This window comes from Ruegeria sp. AB9 (genome assembly GCF_056542585.1).
This window is the reverse complement of the sequence record NZ_JBQGAA010000003.1, coordinates 438,082-452,471: the sequence shown is the minus strand read 5'-3', so window position 1 is coordinate 452,471 and position 14,390 is coordinate 438,082. Positions and strand designations below refer to the sequence as shown.

Sequence of the window (14,390 nt, the reverse complement as noted above, 5' to 3'; positions counted from 1 at the left end):
CTTTTTTGGGGGGGCGAATCAATGCGCCAGGAATACGGGCACAGAAGATTGCTCAAGCATGTTCCGTGTCGCGCCGCCCAGAATAGCCTCGCGGAAACGGGAGTGGCCATAGGCACCCATTACGATCAAATCCGAGTCCGTATCGGATGCGTGGCGGTTGAGTATATCTGACACGCGCGTCATGGTCTTGCTCAGCACATCAATCTCACATTTGACTCCATGACGGGCCAGCATTTGTGACAGCATCCCGCCCGGATCAGACCGGTCCGGTCCATGCCGGGGCGGGTCGATGACCACAATTCGGGCCAGTTCCGCCTGTTTCAGGAAGGGCAGGGCGTGCCGAATGGCACACATGGCTTCCACGCTTTCGTTCCATGCAATCATGATGTTGCTCGGTACTTTCAGTGGTTCGGTGTCATCCGGAACAACCAGAACCGGGCAATGCCCTTCGAACATGGCCGCTTCGATGATGGGTTCGGCCTCGGCCCCGCGATCTTTGCCATAGGGGTGTGGCAGGATCACCAGGTCGGAAAACCTTGCCCTATGCGCAACATGGCGTCCGATATCGGCAATTTGCGCGACGCCATGTTCTGCGGACCAGCGAACGCCGGACTTACCAAGGTAATCATTGGCAAAGGTCAACAGCTCCTGCGCCTCAGAGTTGGCCCGGCTGAGTGTTTCCTGAACAATGAGCGCATTAGCGCCCGCGTAGTAATAACCTGTCTGACTGCGATCGACACCAAGGCACAGGGTTTCCGCATGGGCATCCTGAGACTCTGCCAAGGCCACCATCTGCGCGAGAGCAGCCGGCGCTGTCTGCGTTTCGGTCATGACAGTGAGAAGAGATTTGTAAGTCATTGCGACCTCATGTTTCGGGCATTTGGTCTCATGTGACCAGTTGGCCTATTTCCTCTACAATGCGTGTCACAGAAAACGCAGAACTGTCTTGATACAGATCAAAGCAGTAATAGCCGCCGTGCTTCAGAACGGCAGCCAGTCAAATGGGTTTCGCGCGTCATAAGAATCAAAAACGCGCGGAGCATGGCAAAGGGACGCAATATGTCGAATTACATCAAGCTGATCGTGCTTGGTCTGATCGCGCTGTTCGCAGCGATCGGAACCAATTATGCACGCGATTTGGCGTATCAGGTACATGCACTGTTGGTGATGCTTATCGCCGGCGGCTTGTTCATCTGGACGCTTCGAAACACAGACGAGCCAGATATTTTAGTCGACCGCTCGGGCGAATACATGGATGACGTGATCCGCTACGGCGTGATCGCAACTGCCTTCTGGGGTGTGATCGGGTTCCTTGCAGGGACCTTTATCGCGTTTCAGCTCGCCTTTCCGGTGCTGAACTTCGAATGGGCGCAGGGTTATCTGAACTTCGGCCGTTTGCGTCCGCTGCACACATCGGCGGTGATTTTCGCCTTTGGTGGTAACGCGTTGATCGCAACTTCATTCTATGTCGTGCAACGTACCAGTGCCGCGCGCTTGTGGGGCGGCAATCTGGCGTGGTTCGTATTCTGGGGGTATCAGCTGTTCATCGTGCTGGCCGCAACCGGCTATGTTCTGGGCGGAACACAATCCAAGGAATATGCCGAGCCTGAATGGTATGTCGATCTGTGGCTGACCATTGTCTGGGTCGCTTATCTGGCGGTCTACCTGGGCACGATCATCAAACGGAAAGAACCCCACATCTATGTGGCCAACTGGTTCTATTTGGCCTTTATCGTCACCGTTGCGATGCTGCACCTGGTCAACAACATGACCATCCCGGTCAGCATCTGGGGTTCGAAGTCGGTCATCGTCTGGTCGGGCGTTCAGGATGCCATGATCCAATGGTGGTATGGCCACAACGCCGTGGGCTTTTTCCTGACTGCGGGCTTCCTTGGCATGATGTATTACTTCATTCCGAAACAGGCCGAGCGCCCGGTGTTCTCGTACAAGCTGTCGATCATCCACTTCTGGGCGCTGATCTTCCTGTATATCTGGGCCGGTCCGCACCACCTGCACTATACCGCGCTGCCTGACTGGGCGTCGACGCTGGGCATGGTGTTCTCGATCATCCTGTGGATGCCGTCCTGGGGTGGTATGATCAACGGGCTGATGACCCTGTCGGGTGCATGGGACAAGTTGCGTACCGACCCGGTGATCCGGATGATGGTGATTTCGGTCGGCTTCTATGGCATGTCCACCTTTGAAGGTCCGATGATGTCGATCCGTGCGGTCAACAGCCTGTCTCACTACACTGACTGGACCATTGGTCACGTGCACTCGGGCGCGCTGGGCTGGAACGGCATGATCACCTTTGGTGCGCTGTACTTCCTGGTCCCTGTCCTGTGGAAGCGCGAGCGCCTGTACTCGCTGCAGATGGTCAGCTGGCACTTCTGGCTCGCCACCATCGGTATCGTGCTCTACGCCGCGTCGATGTGGGTGACCGGCATCATGGAAGGCCTGATGTGGCGTGAAGTAGATGCCAACGGCTTCTTGGTGAACTCGTTCGCCGATACCGTGGCTGCCAAGTTCCCGATGTATGTCGTGCGTGCGCTGGGCGGTGTCCTGTTCGTCGCTGGCGCTGTGATCATGTGCTACAACCTGTGGATGACTGTGCGGAAAGCGCCGGCCAAAGAGGCCAGCCTGACCGTCGCGGTCCCGGCTGAATAAGGAGGGCCGGAGCAATGGCAATTCTCGATAAACATAAGATCCTCGAGACCAACGCGACCCTCCTGCTGATCTTCAGCTTTCTGGTCGTAACCATCGGTGGCCTCGTACAGATCACCCCGCTGTTCTATCTTGAGAACACCATCGAGAAGGTGGAGGGCATGCGCCCTTACACCCCTCTCGAGATGGCGGGGCGTGAAATCTATATCCGCGAAGGCTGCTACACTTGCCACAGCCAGATGATCCGCCCGATGCGGGACGAGGTCGAACGCTATGGTCACTACTCGCTGGCGGCGGAATCGATGTACGATCACCCGTTCCAGTGGGGATCAAAACGTACCGGACCGGATCTGGCGCGTGTCGGTGGCCGCTATTCGGACCAATGGCAGGTTGACCACCTTCGGGATCCGCAATCGGTAGTGCCGGAATCGGTGATGCCAAAATACGGCTTCCTCGAGCATCGTAAGATTGACGGCAAATACATCGGAGATGTGATGGCCGCCAATGCTCTGGTCGGCACGCCTTATACCGAAGAGATGCTGGAGAACGCGCAAGCTGACTTCCGCGCGCAGGCCGATCCGGACAGCGACTATGACGGTTTGCTGGAGCGCTATGGCGACAAGGTCAATGTGCGCAACTTTGACGGCCAGCCCGAGCTGACCGAAGCTGATGCGCTGGTTGCTTATCTGCAGATGCTGGGCACGCTGGTCGACTTTTCGACCTTCACCCCGGACGCAAGCCGCTAAAGGAGGATCGTGATGGAAGAATACACAATTCTCAGGCAGTTCGCGGATAGCTGGATGCTGCTGTTGTTGTTCGCCTTCTTCGTTGGCATCGTCATCTGGGTTTTCCGTCCCGGTGCCAGCAAAGAATACAAGGACACCGCCAACATCCCCTTCCGGCATCAAGACAAACCCGCCACATCCAAGGAGGCGCGGCAATGAGCAAGACACCTGAAAAACAGCCGGGTGATCCGAACACTACCGGGCACAGCTGGGACGGGATCGAAGAGTTCGACAATCCGATGCCGCGCTGGTGGCTGTGGACCTTCTATGTGACTATTATCTGGGGCGTGATCTACACGATCATGTATCCTGCGTGGCCGCTGGTGCAATCAGCAACCGCTGGCGTCATGGGATGGTCTTCACGGGCACTGGTACAGCAGGAGATGGTCGCGTTCGAAGAGGCGAATGCGCCCTGGAATGCCAAGTTGGTGGAAACACCGCTGAATGACATCGCGAAGGACGCTGAACTTCAGCAATATGCTGTGAATTCTGGTGGTGCCGTATTCCGCACCTGGTGCGCACAGTGCCACGGGTCCGGTGCGCAGGGCGCGCCTGGTTTCCCGAACCTGCTGGATGACGCCTGGCTCTGGGGTGGTACGATGGAAGATATCGTCTACACGGTCAGCTACGGTATCCGGAACGAAGAAAGCGACGATGCGCGCTATTCCGAGATGCCTGCCTTCGGTGAAATCCTCGAGCATGATGAAATCACGCAAGTGGTGCAGTACGTCATGTCGCTGAGCAACGCCCAGACCGACGATGCGGCGGCTGAGGCAGGCAAAGTTGTCTTCGAAGACAACTGCGCGGCCTGCCACGGCGACGACGGTACAGGCGACGTCTTCCAGGGGGCGCCGAACCTGACGGACGCAATCTGGCTTTATGGAGGCAGCGAAGAGGCTCTGACCGAAACAGTGACCAACAGCCGCTTTGGTGTCATGCCGAACTGGGATACCCGCCTGACCGAGGCGCAGATCCGTGCGGTATCCGCCTATGTCCACCAGTTGGGTGGTGGCCAGTAAGACCTAGAGAGCACCTTCGGGCGGTTCGCCGCCCGAAGGCTGTAGCACCGGCTGTTCCATCTGTTCGCGCGTTTCCTGAACAGCCGGTGCTTTTTTCTACTCTACATTCCCGTTGTATTACCATTAAGTTTCGCGCAACGAAGTCTGTTCTGATGCGTTTGGGTGGCTCTAGTCTCAGGCTGCGACAATTGGTCGGGATAAGAAGAACGACGTATGGACGATGTAGTTAGTAGCGCACCGTAAGAGGTTTTTCTGCTAAAATAGGCAATAAATCGGGCACAACACGTCATTTCCAGCGCGCACAAGACGGACCGAATTGCAAAAGATGTTTGCCCGATGCGCGTTTTGACCCATGTCAAAGTTCATCCATGCATGATCTGGAACAAGACGCTTTCAGAAGATCCATTTGTGGAGCCAGCCAGTGAGCGATTCCGATCCCGCCCCCAGCCTTTACGCCGCGCGTGAACCGATCTTTCCAAGACGTGTGTCGGGGCCGTTTCGAAACCTGAAATGGATCATCCTGATCGTGACACTGGGTATCTACTACGTGACGCCCTGGATCAGATGGGATCGCGGCCCCAGCCTGCCGGATCAAGCTGTTCTTCTGGATTTGGCAAATCGGCGCTTCTATTTCTTCTGGATCGAGATCTGGCCGCATGAGTTCTACTTTGTCGCCGGTCTGCTGATCATGGCGGGGCTGGGCCTGTTTCTGTTTACGTCAGCTCTGGGCCGTGTGTGGTGCGGCTATGCTTGCCCGCAAACGGTCTGGACGGACCTGTTCATTCTGGTCGAACGGTGGATCGAAGGTGACCGAAACGCCCGTCTGCGTCTGCACCGTCAGGAAAAGCTCGATTTTCGCAAGGCTCGTTTGCGGGTAACAAAATGGGCCGTGTGGTTTCTGATCGGTTTGGCGACGGGCGGTGCCTGGGTGTTTTACTTCGCGGACGCGCCGACGCTGGCCCGTGATCTTGTGACGGGCAACGCGCATCCGGTTGCCTACACGACGGTGCTGATTCTGACGGGTACGACATTCTTCTTTGGCGGGTTCGCCCGCGAGCAGATCTGCATTTACGCGTGTCCGTGGCCGCGCATTCAGGCGGCAATGATGGATGAGGATACGCTGGTTGTCGGCTATCGCGAATGGCGGGGTGAGCCGCGCGGCAAGGGCAAGCGCACGGCAGATTCCGAGTTGGGGGATTGCATCGATTGCATGGCCTGCGTGAACGTCTGCCCGGTCGGCATCGATATCCGGGATGGTCAGCAGTTAGAATGTATCACTTGCGCCCTGTGTATCGATGCCTGTGACGATATGATGGCCAAGATCGGCAAACCGCGCGGACTGATTGACTACATGGCGCTAAGCGATGAAGCGCATGAACGATCTGGTCAACCCGCCAAGAACGTCTGGAAGCACATTCTGAGGCCACGTACGATCATGTACACGTCCCTTTGGGCGCTGGTCGGGGTCGGGTTGATGTTTGCATTGTTCATCCGGTCCGATATCGATTTGACCGTTGCACCGGTACGTAACCCAACGTTTGTCACCCTGTCAGACGGCACCATCCGCAATACCTATGACGTGCGTCTGCGCAACAAGCATGGTGAGGACCGTCTGTTCAAATTGTCTTTGGCAGGCGATCCGGCAATGCGGCTGGAAATTGAAGGAACCGTGATCGATACTGTGAATGTTACGGCGGATACGGCACAATTGACCCGTGTCTACATCGTAGCGTCCCGCGATGCTGGCCCGTCGGCGGCAAATACGACACCAGTGCGGATCTGGGTTGAAGACCTCAGCAGCGGTGAACGCGCCTACAAGGACACCACGTTTAACGGACGAGGAAACTGATCATGGCCGAACGTAAATTCACCGGAAAGCACGCCTTGGCAGTGTTTGTTGGTGCTTTTGGCGTGATTATCGCGGTGAACCTTGTGCTTGCATACAAGGCTGTCCAGACTTTTCCCGGGTTGGAGGTGAAGAATTCTTACGTCGCAAGCCAGGAATTCAATGATCGCCTGAAAGAACAGCAGGCGCTGGGCTGGACTGTTCGGGCGGAAACCAAAGGTGGTCTTCTGATCCTGCACATCACTGACGAAAGCGGCGCACCGATTCACGTGAGCGAATTGCAGGCGGTTGTTGGCCGGGCAACTCATGTGCGCGACGATTTCGCGCCAGATTTTACGTTCGACGGCACCGCCTATGCCACGCCTGCCACGCTGGGTAAGGGAAACTGGAACATCCGCTTGGTCGCGCGTGACGGGAGTGGTGCCGAATTTTCGCAACGTGTTCCGCTGTACGTGAAGGGGTAAGCTATGACGGCTCAGCTTTCTTCCGGTACAGCAGCCTGCCCGGGCTGCCTTGCCGCCCCGGCGGAACCCGCCCGGCCCATACCGGAAGATGTGCAGATTGCTTTATCACTGCCGGGCATTCATTGTTCGGCTTGTATCGCGACGGTCGAACGTGAACTGAACGCGCATCCCGGTGTCGAAGACGCTCGGGTGAACCTGACGCTTAAACGCGCAATGATCAAAGCTGCACCGGAAACCCGTGCGGCCGATCTGATCCCTGTGCTTGAGAGGGCAGGTTTTGAAGCCCATGAGCTCGATCCCGGTGCCTTGTCAGCCACGCAGACGGACAAAGCCGGGCGGGATCTGCTGATGCGCCTCGCAGTTGCCGGGTTTGCATCCATGAATGTGATGCTGCTGTCGGTGTCTGTCTGGTCTGGCGCAACCGATGCAACGCGCGACATGTTCCACTGGATCTCAGCCGCGATTGCGTTGCCCGCCATTGCCTTCTCGGCCCAGCCCTTCTTTGCCAATGCCTGGAGCGCATTGTGCGTGCGGCGGCTGAACATGGATGTGCCGATTGTGCTGGCGATCCTGCTGGCATTGGTCACGTCGCTCTGGGAAACTGCTTTGAGTGGCGAGCACGCCTATTTCGATGCGGCTTTGACACTGACCTTCTTTCTTCTGGCCGGTCGGTATCTGGACTACCGCACCCGTGCCGCTGCACGATCTGCGGCCGAAGAATTGACCGCTTTGGAAGTTCCCCGCGCCATTCGGGTTGTTGGTGGAGTTGAAGAAGAGATTGCCGTTGCCGACTTGCGTGCCGGAGATCTGATCCTTGTGCGACCGGGTGGGCGTATGCCAGTGGACGGTCAGATCGTGTCGGGCCAGTCCGAACTGGATCGATCCCTTCTGACAGGTGAAACAGTGCCTGTCTTTGCTGAAGCCGGACAAACCGTCAGTGCGGGCGAAGTAAACCTGACCGGGCCGTTGACCATTCAGGCGACGGCTGTGGGCGAGGATACGTCCTTGCACCGCATGGCTGATCTGGTGGCTATCGCTGAATCTGGCCGATCCCGTTACACCTCGCTGGCGGACAAAGCTGCCAAGCTTTATGCGCCCGGTGTGCACATCCTGTCTGCGCTCAGTTTTGTCGGGTGGTACATCTATTCCGGTGATCTGCGTACAGCACTGAACATTGCGGCAGCTGTTCTGATCATCACCTGCCCCTGTGCGCTGGGATTGGCTGTTCCGGCGGTGACGACTGCCGCGTCGGGCCGATTGTTCCGCAAGGGAATGCTGATCAAACACGCAACAGCGCTGGAGCGGCTATCCGAGGCTGACACAGTCGTGTTCGACAAAACTGGCACCCTGACATCCGGCGCGCCGGAGCTGGTCAATCTGGGAGATCACACACGCGCCAAGGTCGAGGTTGCTCTTGCGCTGGCCGAGGCCTCCGCGCATCCCTTGTCCGTGTCATTGGTGAAAGCGGCGCGCGCGGCCGGGATCAAGCCAGCAAACGTACGAGGCGTTACCGAAGTGCCCGGCTATGGCACTGAAGGGGAATTCCATGGTCAGCGTGTTCGTTTGGGTCGGGCGGCCTGGGTCGGCGCGAACCAAGGTGCCGAAACCTCGGCTTGGCTGGCGATCGGCAATGACGCGCCTTTGGCATTCCGCTTCTCGGACGCGTTGCGCCCCGGGGCAGCAGAGGCGGTCGAGGCGCTGCGTGCTTCGGGCAAGAATGTGCTTCTGATTTCAGGGGACTCGCCTGGAGCTGTGCGCGCATTGGCAGAAAAGCTGGGAATCACGGATTGGATTGCCGAGGCTTTGCCGCAGGACAAGGCAAAGCGTATTCAGGAACTCAGCGATCAGGGCCACAACGTTTTGATGGTAGGCGATGGGTTGAACGATACAGCTGCTCTGGCGGCGGCGCATGTGTCGATCTCTCCGGCCTCTGCACTGGATGCGGCACGCGTTGCGTCGGATATCGTGCTGTTGGGCAATGATCTTTCGCCCATTGCAGATGCGTGCGACACGGCTGTCAAAGCCACCAGGCGTATTCGCGAGAACTTCCAGATCGCGACGGTTTATAATGTGATCGCCGTTCCGTTGGCCGTAATCGGACTGGCGACACCGCTGATTGCGGCCTTGGCGATGTCGACCTCGTCGATTACCGTGTCGCTAAACGCATTGCGGCTGAGGTGATCCGGATGGAAGTGCTTGCCTATCTGATCCCGATTTCCCTGTTTTTGGGGGGCGTTGGTCTGGTTGCCTTTATCTATACAGTTCGTTCGAACCAGTACGAAGACCCCGAAGGCGACGCGCGCCGCATCCTGAGCGACGAATGGGATGACAAACCCAAACCCTGAACAAACACACCACATAGGCAGAGTTGATCCAACTGCCCTTGAAATTGCCGCAATGCCCGGCTATGTCCGGCCCATCCGCTAGCAGAGAGAATACGCCAAATGGCCACCATCAACCCGATCCAGTTCATTCAGCAAGTCCGTGCCGAAGTCTCCAAGGTCGTCTGGCCGACCCGGCGCGAGGTGCTGTTGACCACGGTTATGGTCTTCATCATGGCGGCGCTGACAGCTGTCTTCTTTGCTTTGGTCGATCTGGGGATTCGCGGTGGCCTTCAGCTGATCCTAGGTGCCTTCGGCTAGACCGGTTAGGAGGGGCGGAAACACCGCTGCCCCCTTGCGCAGCGCGCAATGTCAGAGTAGGTGACACGGTATTATTCGGAATGGGCGTGTGGCGATTCGGGCTGCGCGCCGCTTTTTATTCCGGATGGCGTGACAGGATTTTAATGACGGGCGTGTTCGGCAAACAGAATGCCCCGAAGACAAACAAGGACGACAGGTTCATGGCGAAACGGTGGTACTCGGTCAGCGTTCTTTCGAATTTCGAAAAGAAGATCGCAGAGCAGATCCGCACGTCGGTGGCCGAGCAGGGCCTTGAGGATGATATCGACGAAGTGCTGGTGCCCACCGAAGAGGTGATCGAAGTGCGCCGGGGCAAGAAGGTCACGACCGAACGCCGTTTCATGCCCGGCTATGTTCTGGTGCATATGGAAATGTCCGATCAGGGCTATCACCTGATCAACTCGATCAACCGCGTCACCGGCTTCCTAGGCCCGCAAGGCCGCCCGATGCCAATGCGCGACGCCGAGGTCAACCAGATCCTCAACCGCGTTCAGGAAGGTGAAGAAGCGCCGAAACTGATGATCTCGTTCGAAGTGGGCGAGAAAGTCAAAGTCAACGACGGCCCGTTCGAGGATTTCGACGGAATGGTCGAAGGCGTGGACGACGAGAACCAGAAGCTGAAGGTCTCGGTCTCGATCTTTGGCCGGGAAACTCCGGTCGAGTTGGACTTTACGCAGGTTACCAAGCAGGGCTAGGGTAACTCCTCGCGAGATCTGAAGCGCCGCGCTGCTACGGGCAACGCGGCGTTTTGTTTTCTAATATGGACGTTGTCAGCGTTTCGTGGATCGATTTATTGCGCCTGAACCATGGCCGCTCGCAAGAGTTGCGGGCGGTCGGTCTGGGACGGCAGGAAGACAGCCTGCGATCCGGCGTCGAGTGCCGAAAGGCTCGCGTCATACCACTGCATCGCAAGGTCGCGGCGCTCCTGCACGCCGAAGCCTTCACGCAGGTGGTGGCCAATCAACTCTCCGTAGGCGGGTTCACCCATTGCGACCAGCATCAGAGCAGATCCAACTGCGGCATCCATGTTGTCCTGGCGGTATCCAATTGCCAAGCAGACCTTGCTGGTCGCGGCTAGATCTTCGGGGCTAAGTCCGGAGTCCAGCGCCAGCTTGCGCATCTGGGTTTCAGCCTCTGTCTTTGAGTTGATGGACAGAGCGTCAACTTGTGGTGCCACCATTTCACCATATGAATCGCATTGGGCGCTAACCTGATCCGGCGTCAGCCCCTGGATGTCCTGCATCAGATCTTCGCCGCGCGCCATCGCATAGCTCCGCGCAAGGCAGAACTGCTCGCTGAGTGCAAAGTCGGGGTCGGACATGTTCGCCAGAGTCGTGTAGCCGCCATTGGTCGAAGTTTGCAGCATGACCCCGCTGCAGCGATTGGCCAGAGACGGGCCTCCGGTGCCACCGGCAAACAGGCTCGGCAGGCTGGCAGATGTTGTTTCAGTGGTCTCGGGTTCTTGCGGCGTCGTAACCGGAACAGGTTGCACCGGGACAGCTTGTGCCGGGGCCTGAGGGGCCGCAGCCAGGGCAGAGCCCGTGTGTACCTGACGACGATACGCCATCAAAAGCGGTTGGCCCGAGAGTTGAGTCGCCGTCTGTCCACCGCTTGTCGCCCAATAGTAGGCCTGCATCAGAAAGTCGTACTGATAGGGCTGAAAGTCATAGCCATTTACAGGATAACCCATCGAAGCCTGATAGCGTTCGATCGCGGATCGGGTGCCGCGGCCAACCTGACCATCGACCCGTCCCGCATTGTAGCCGAAATAATTAAGCGCGGTTTGGGTTTGCGCGCCCTGAGTGGTCGATGGGATGCCTGACCGATAAGTCCGATTTGTTGTGGTCGTCGTTCTCTGTGACTTTTTCTTCTGTTGGTCCTTGCCGATCGCGTAACCAACAATCCCACCGACGACGGCACCACCGAGGAACTCACCCGCGTCCGCCCGCGCTGTCTGAGGCGCGGTCCCAGCAAGAGAAAAAGCGATGACAAGAGTTAAGATCAAACGAATTATCATAATTAACCTCCACCAAAATTCACTGCTTTATTTATTGACGGAGTATAGCACAGCCCTGTGCTTTGTAGTGATGCAAGCGCCATTATCCCGACTGATGAGCGGCCTTTCGTTGGTTTTTGCCGTCTTATTAAATTGTTAGAGACATCGATCACTGCACCGTTGATGATCCTCATTCCTTTAGGCGGCGAGAAACCTCCTGAGATTCGATTCGATATCTCCGGATTGGGATGCCAACCACTTGTCATCCCTCCTGATCCCCTATAAATGCCGCCTCTATCGTCTTCGGGCGAGATTCTCTCGTGGGAGGTTACTGGGATCGCGATCCCGGATCGAACCACGCAACATAATCAGGTTGGGGCGCGCCCCAACCGAGTTGAAAGGAAAACCAAATGGCCAAGAAGCTTGCTGGTACAATGAAACTGCAGGTTCCTGCAGGTCAGGCGAACCCGTCGCCGCCAGTTGGTCCGGCGCTGGGTCAGCGCGGCATCAACATCATGGAATTCTGTAAGGCGTTCAACGCCAAGACAGCAGACATGGAGCCCGGCGCTCCGTGCCCGACCGTGATCACCTACTATCAGGACAAGTCCTTCACCATGGACATCAAGACGCCGCCCGCGTCTTACTACCTGAAAAAAGCAGCTGGTCTGAAGCCGGTTGGTAAGCGTAACCGTCCTCGTGGTGCGGAAAATCCAGGTCGTGAGACCGTGGCAACCGTAACCTCGAAACAGGTTCGCGAAATCGCCGAAGCCAAAATGAAAGATCTGAACGCCAACGACGTCGAAGGCGCAATGCAGATCATCCTGGGCTCGGCCCGCTCCATGGGCATCGAGGTGAAGTAAGATGGCAAAACTCGGTAAACGTACCCGCGCTGCGCGCGAAGCTGTCGCCGGCAAGGAAAACCTGTCGGTTGAAGATGCTGTTGCTCTGGTAAAAGGCAACGCAACCTCGAAATTCGACGAGACCATCGAAATCGCTCTGAACCTGGGCGTTGACACCCGTCACGCGGACCAGATGGTTCGTGGCGTTGTCGGCCTGCCGAATGGCACCGGCAAAGCGATGCGCGTTGCTGTGTTCGCTCGTGGCCCGAAAGCTGACGAAGCAAAAGAAGCAGGTGCAGATATCGTTGGCGCAGAAGACCTGATGGAAACCATTCAGGGCGGCACCATCGAATTCGATCGCTGCATTGCAACCCCTGACATGATGCCGATCGTTGGCCGTTTGGGTAAAGTTCTGGGCCCCCGCAACCTGATGCCGAACCCCAAGGTTGGCACTGTGACCATGGACGTGAAAGCGGCCGTGGAAGCAGCCAAGGGTGGTGAAGTTCAGTTCAAGGCGGAAAAAGGCGGCGTTGTGCACGCCGGTGTTGGCAAAGCGTCGTTTGACGAAGCCAAGCTGGTCGAAAACGTCCGCGCGTTTGTCTCGGCCGTTGCCAAGGCCAAGCCGTCGGGCGCCAAAGGCACATACATGAAGAAAATCGCGCTGAGCTCGACCATGGGCCCAGGCGTGACGCTGGATGTAGCGGAAGCTTCGGGCGAATAAGCTCAGGCTTGAGACTGTTGAACAGTAATCCCGGGCAATACGAATTGCTCGGGATTTTTTTCACCAAATCAGGCGCGTTCGCGAGTTCGTCTGTTTGGACTCGATAGAGCCCCTGCCACGATCAGTCGAGTGGAGGCCTGATCCGCCAAGTGTTCTGCCTTTTGGTAATGGAGGACGTGTTTTATGAGCGTAAGACAAAGTCAGCTAATTCAGCGGTTAAGATCTTTCCTTCACCCTGCCGCAAAGAGGCCGGAGACGTTTGGGCAAGTTCAGGTTGCCTGCTCTGCTTCCACGAACAAGGCAGATCAGTGTCCGGATTTGTTGTGTGTTGGCGCCCAGAAGGCGGCGACAACTTGGCTGGACGCGGCCTTTCGGCAGCATCACGGGTTCTTTCTTCCGCCAGTTAAAGAGATCCATTATTTTTCCGAACTCTTCGATTCATCCGTTGCGGACTACGCAGCCGATCACCGCAGGGAGCAGATGCTGAGAGTTGTGCAGCATTGCGCCAATTTGGGGTCGGATGTGACGGAAAATGACCTGAGGTGGCTCAAGGAAGCTTTGCATGTTGCCGAGCCCAATACAGGTGAATTCTGGTATCGGCAAATATTCGAACACGCAGAAAGCTGGCAATGCCGTGCTGATGTATGCCCAAGTTATTTCAACTTGTCAGACGCGGGGATCGACCACGCTTTTGACGTAAACCCGCATCTGAAAGTTCTTGCAATTGCCCGCGACCCTGTTGACCGAACTTGGTCGAGCTTGCGTATGTTGCTCTCTTTCGGGCAGATCTCGGTTGCACCTGAAGATATGACCATTGGCTGCAAGGGTGTGCCGTGGGAGCTAGTCTTGGACTACTCGAATTACGCGCGAAACCTTCCAAGATGGCGTGCAAAAACAGATCAAAATGCATTCAAACTTGTAAGCTACGAGAAAGTTACTTCAGCGCCCAAACCATTTCTTGATGAACTTTGCAGTTGGGTCGGTGTGGAGGGCCCGTCTGGGTCATACGAGGCGCCCAGTCCGGTATTTGAGGGTGAGAAAATGCAGTTTCCCACCGAACTTCGTGCTCAGTTGTATAGTACGCTTTCGGATCAGTACGATTTCCTTGCAAAGGAGATGCCGGAGGAAGTTGCTCTGTGGCGTGAACGACATGAAGGGTCACTAAAGTAATTTTGTCAGCGAACGTCAGTTAATGATTGCCCGTTTGCATCGGCTGATCGGGAAACGCAATTCATGGGTTAAACACCAAAGCAATTGTTGGATAGTTGAGCTGTAATTTACCCCTTGGAAACCCGGGCTATCTGCCCTAAATAAGGCTACGAAATAAAGCGTGCGATTCGTCGTGCGCTTTATTTTGTTTCGTCCAAGACGGTGG

The 14,390-nt window shown here is 56.8% G+C and carries 15 protein-coding genes; 13 read left to right on the top strand and 2 right to left on the bottom strand.

Annotated features, from left to right (window positions below; genetic code table 11):
* Positions 1 to 18: 18 nt before the first annotated feature.
* Positions 19 to 858, bottom strand: coding sequence for a universal stress protein (locus ACR0K5_RS11375; RefSeq protein ID WP_480629760.1), 840 nt, complete (start codon positions 856 to 858; stop codon positions 19 to 21).
* A 201-nt stretch (positions 859 to 1,059) separates the two neighbouring features.
* Here ACR0K5_RS11375 and ccoN point away from each other — a divergent pair, with 201 nt between their 5' ends.
* From ccoN to nusG, 10 genes are all read left to right on the top strand, one after another.
* Positions 1,060 to 2,667: a cytochrome-c oxidase, cbb3-type subunit I gene (gene ccoN / locus ACR0K5_RS11370; protein ID WP_480629798.1), complete on the top strand. Its 1,608-nt coding sequence runs from the start codon at positions 1,060 to 1,062 to the stop codon at positions 2,665 to 2,667.
* 14 nt (positions 2,668 to 2,681) lie between these two features.
* Positions 2,682 to 3,410: a cytochrome-c oxidase, cbb3-type subunit II gene (gene ccoO, locus ACR0K5_RS11365; protein WP_480629759.1), complete on the top strand. Its 729-nt coding sequence runs from the start codon at positions 2,682 to 2,684 to the stop codon at positions 3,408 to 3,410.
* Positions 3,411 to 3,422: 12 nt separating this feature from the next.
* A complete protein-coding gene (locus ACR0K5_RS11360; RefSeq protein WP_050605006.1) occupies positions 3,423 to 3,608 on the top strand; it encodes a CcoQ/FixQ family Cbb3-type cytochrome c oxidase assembly chaperone in 186 nt (61 codons plus the stop codon).
* A complete protein-coding gene (ccoP, locus tag ACR0K5_RS11355) occupies positions 3,605 to 4,468 on the top strand; it encodes a cytochrome-c oxidase, cbb3-type subunit III (protein ID WP_480629758.1) in 864 nt (287 codons plus the stop codon). Before ACR0K5_RS11360 ends, ccoP begins: the two co-directional genes overlap by 4 nt.
* Positions 4,469 to 4,889: 421 nt before the next feature.
* The gene (ccoG, locus tag ACR0K5_RS11350; protein WP_480629757.1) at positions 4,890 to 6,317 is read left to right on the top strand and encodes a cytochrome c oxidase accessory protein CcoG; all 1,428 of its coding nucleotides are present in this window, start codon (positions 4,890 to 4,892) and stop codon (positions 6,315 to 6,317) included.
* A 2-nt stretch (positions 6,318 to 6,319) separates the two neighbouring features.
* On the top strand, positions 6,320 to 6,778 hold the full coding sequence (locus ACR0K5_RS11345) for a FixH family protein (RefSeq protein WP_480629756.1): 459 nt from the start codon (positions 6,320 to 6,322) through the stop codon (positions 6,776 to 6,778).
* A gap of 3 nt (positions 6,779 to 6,781) precedes the next feature.
* Complete coding sequence (locus ACR0K5_RS11340) at positions 6,782 to 8,959, top strand: heavy metal translocating P-type ATPase (RefSeq protein WP_480629755.1); 2,178 nt, start codon at positions 6,782 to 6,784, stop codon at positions 8,957 to 8,959.
* A 5-nt stretch (positions 8,960 to 8,964) separates the two neighbouring features.
* Positions 8,965 to 9,123 (top strand): cbb3-type cytochrome oxidase assembly protein CcoS, encoded by a 159-nt coding sequence (gene ccoS / locus ACR0K5_RS11335; RefSeq protein WP_170417043.1) that lies wholly within the window; start codon positions 8,965 to 8,967, stop codon positions 9,121 to 9,123.
* A gap of 99 nt (positions 9,124 to 9,222) precedes the next feature.
* Entirely contained in the window at positions 9,223 to 9,420 is a 198-nt protein-coding gene (gene secE / locus ACR0K5_RS11330) for a preprotein translocase subunit SecE (protein ID WP_480629754.1), read from the top strand.
* A gap of 200 nt (positions 9,421 to 9,620) precedes the next feature.
* Positions 9,621 to 10,154 carry a transcription termination/antitermination protein NusG gene (gene nusG, locus ACR0K5_RS11325; RefSeq protein ID WP_117872965.1) on the top strand — a complete coding sequence of 178 codons (534 nt, stop codon included), beginning with the start codon at positions 9,621 to 9,623 and terminating at the stop codon, positions 10,152 to 10,154.
* Between the two features lie 95 nt (positions 10,155 to 10,249).
* Here nusG and ACR0K5_RS11320 read toward each other — a convergent pair whose 3' ends face one another.
* A complete protein-coding gene (locus tag ACR0K5_RS11320; RefSeq protein ID WP_480629753.1) occupies positions 10,250 to 11,476 on the bottom strand; it encodes a peptidoglycan-binding domain-containing protein in 1,227 nt (408 codons plus the stop codon).
* A gap of 389 nt (positions 11,477 to 11,865) precedes the next feature.
* Between ACR0K5_RS11320 and rplK the strand changes: the two genes are divergently transcribed.
* The 3 genes from rplK (at position 11,866) to ACR0K5_RS11305 (ending at position 14,185) form a co-directional block, all read left to right on the top strand.
* Complete coding sequence (gene rplK / locus ACR0K5_RS11315; protein WP_010440985.1) at positions 11,866 to 12,315, top strand: 50S ribosomal protein L11; 450 nt, start codon at positions 11,866 to 11,868, stop codon at positions 12,313 to 12,315.
* 1 nt (position 12,316) lies between these two features.
* The gene (gene rplA, locus ACR0K5_RS11310) at positions 12,317 to 13,015 is read left to right on the top strand and encodes a 50S ribosomal protein L1 (protein ID WP_480629752.1); all 699 of its coding nucleotides are present in this window, start codon (positions 12,317 to 12,319) and stop codon (positions 13,013 to 13,015) included.
* Positions 13,016 to 13,198: 183 nt separating this feature from the next.
* On the top strand, positions 13,199 to 14,185 hold the full coding sequence (locus ACR0K5_RS11305; protein WP_480629751.1) for a sulfotransferase: 987 nt from the start codon (positions 13,199 to 13,201) through the stop codon (positions 14,183 to 14,185).
* The last annotated feature ends 205 nt before the right edge of the window (positions 14,186 to 14,390 follow it).

Bases quoted from the DNA above. Each gene is read 5' to 3' on its own strand.
- ccoS (WP_170417043.1), top strand. From the start codon at position 8,965: ATGGAAGTGCTTGCCTATCTGATCCCGATTTCCCTGTTTTTGGGGGGC.
- ACR0K5_RS11345 (WP_480629756.1), top strand. From the start codon at position 6,320: ATGGCCGAACGTAAATTCACCGGAAAGCACGCCTTGGCAGTGTTTGTT.
- ccoO (WP_480629759.1), top strand. From the start codon at position 2,682: ATGGCAATTCTCGATAAACATAAGATCCTCGAGACCAACGCGACCCTC.
- ccoN (WP_480629798.1), top strand. From the start codon at position 1,060: ATGTCGAATTACATCAAGCTGATCGTGCTTGGTCTGATCGCGCTGTTC.
- ACR0K5_RS11305 (WP_480629751.1), top strand. From the start codon at position 13,199: ATGAGCGTAAGACAAAGTCAGCTAATTCAGCGGTTAAGATCTTTCCTT.
- ACR0K5_RS11375 (WP_480629760.1), bottom strand. From the start codon at position 858: ATGACTTACAAATCTCTTCTCACTGTCATGACCGAAACGCAGACAGCG.
- secE (WP_480629754.1), top strand. From the start codon at position 9,223: ATGGCCACCATCAACCCGATCCAGTTCATTCAGCAAGTCCGTGCCGAA.
- rplA (WP_480629752.1), top strand. From the start codon at position 12,317: ATGGCAAAACTCGGTAAACGTACCCGCGCTGCGCGCGAAGCTGTCGCC.
- nusG (WP_117872965.1), top strand. From the start codon at position 9,621: ATGGCGAAACGGTGGTACTCGGTCAGCGTTCTTTCGAATTTCGAAAAG.
- rplK (WP_010440985.1), top strand. From the start codon at position 11,866: ATGGCCAAGAAGCTTGCTGGTACAATGAAACTGCAGGTTCCTGCAGGT.
- ccoP (WP_480629758.1), top strand. From the start codon at position 3,605: ATGAGCAAGACACCTGAAAAACAGCCGGGTGATCCGAACACTACCGGG.
- ACR0K5_RS11320 (WP_480629753.1), bottom strand. From the start codon at position 11,476: ATGATAATTCGTTTGATCTTAACTCTTGTCATCGCTTTTTCTCTTGCT.
- ACR0K5_RS11360 (WP_050605006.1), top strand. From the start codon at position 3,423: ATGGAAGAATACACAATTCTCAGGCAGTTCGCGGATAGCTGGATGCTG.
- ACR0K5_RS11340 (WP_480629755.1), top strand. From the start codon at position 6,782: ATGACGGCTCAGCTTTCTTCCGGTACAGCAGCCTGCCCGGGCTGCCTT.